We start from the raw sequence: 1,114 nt of genomic DNA on the forward strand, positions 1-1,114 counted from the left end.
CAGCCTGCGCCTGAACGGCACCTGGATGGAGGAAGCCGGGTTTACCACTGGCACAAAATTAGATGTTCGGGTAATGCCGGGTTGCCTAGTGATCACTGCCCGCCCAACGGTTACGCCACTAATGCAAGTATTCAATAAGGCCAAAGAATTACCAGAATCTGAGCAACAGCACGTTATGGCATTTCTGCAAGGCGTGATGGCTCGGGTGGAGCTGGACAAACTTTGAGTTTGCGAAAAGCTTTCCCGCCCTATCCGGGCGGGAGTTTTGCTGAGTGGGTTTCAGCTAAGACAATTACGGAAAACACAATGCCTGAACGACTAAGAATATTAATTATCTCAGCACATAATCAAATCTTTCATCCCAAGAAAATTTAATATCTTGTTGTTTTGTACGCTCAAAAATTTTAATTATCTTATCAAAGCGCTCCCCAAGGCGTTGCTTTGATAAATCTGAATGTAGCCAAGTTATTTTTACTGGCCTTTCAATATCAGTACTAAGTCGATCCCATAATGCATCCAGGTTCCTTCCATAATAAGGACCAAAATCCAGTAACTCGGCCAGTATACGGTGTACATCGGATTCTGTATGTATATCAAGACCATCTATAACAATATCATTTTTATTCATTTCCACTTACCTATAGAGGTGGCTGTTTCATAGTGATCTGTAGTGATGTAAAGCAGTCCATCATCTGAATACAGCAATCTTGTTCCGGCCTGATTACTTCTTGACATAGTATTATCTATACCTATGTCTGCTTCTCGCCATACTCTTCCGGGAGAGGACGGTAATATATTGTTCGAGTTTTCAAATATATCACCACCGATCTGCTTCCCTGGTGATGTATTATTCAATGCTTTACCCGGCTTCCAACCATTATCCATTGCTTGAGCTTTATTGACATAACTTTCAGGCAGTTGCCCAGTTTTTCGCAGACTTTCAACAAGATCATTTGCCGCTTCAGTCGTTTTCAAATCCAACTTCAATCCAGCATAGCTTGCCGCGTTATGGGCCGCATTACCCGCGTTAGCCGCAGCTGCAACCTCAGCCTTGCTGGCCACTTTCGCAACGACCTTCTCTGTCAGCAACGCACCGGCTTTCGTTAGCCCGGCA

The 1,114-nt window shown here is 44.2% G+C and carries 3 protein-coding genes; 1 reads left to right on the forward strand and 2 read right to left on the reverse strand.

The features are described 5' to 3' along the window. The coding region (locus tag JJB97_RS18095; protein WP_238715461.1) for a SymE family type I addiction module toxin at window positions 1-226 on the forward strand (226 nt) is incomplete at its 5' end. A 105-nt stretch (window positions 227-331) separates the two neighbouring features. On the opposite strand, the gene JJB97_RS18100 is transcribed toward JJB97_RS18095, so the two are convergent. Together JJB97_RS18100 and JJB97_RS18105 are read right to left on the reverse strand one after the other, a co-directional pair. After that, complete coding sequence (locus tag JJB97_RS18100) at window positions 332-628, reverse strand: barstar family protein (protein ID WP_238715463.1); 297 nt, start codon at window positions 626-628, stop codon at window positions 332-334. Continuing rightward, window positions 625-1,114 (reverse strand): ribonuclease domain-containing protein (locus JJB97_RS18105; protein ID WP_317981597.1); only part of this gene is annotated, 490 nt, incomplete at its 5' end. The genes JJB97_RS18105 and JJB97_RS18100, both read right to left, overlap by 4 nt.

Source organism: Tenebrionibacter intestinalis (assembly GCF_016632365.1).
GTDB classification, from domain to species: domain Bacteria; phylum Pseudomonadota; class Gammaproteobacteria; order Enterobacterales; family Enterobacteriaceae; genus Tenebrionibacter; species Tenebrionibacter intestinalis.

Coding starts and splice junctions, on each gene's coding strand:
- JJB97_RS18100 (WP_238715463.1), bottom strand. CDS start 628: ATGAATAAAAATGATATTGTTATAGATGGTCTTGATATACATACAGAA.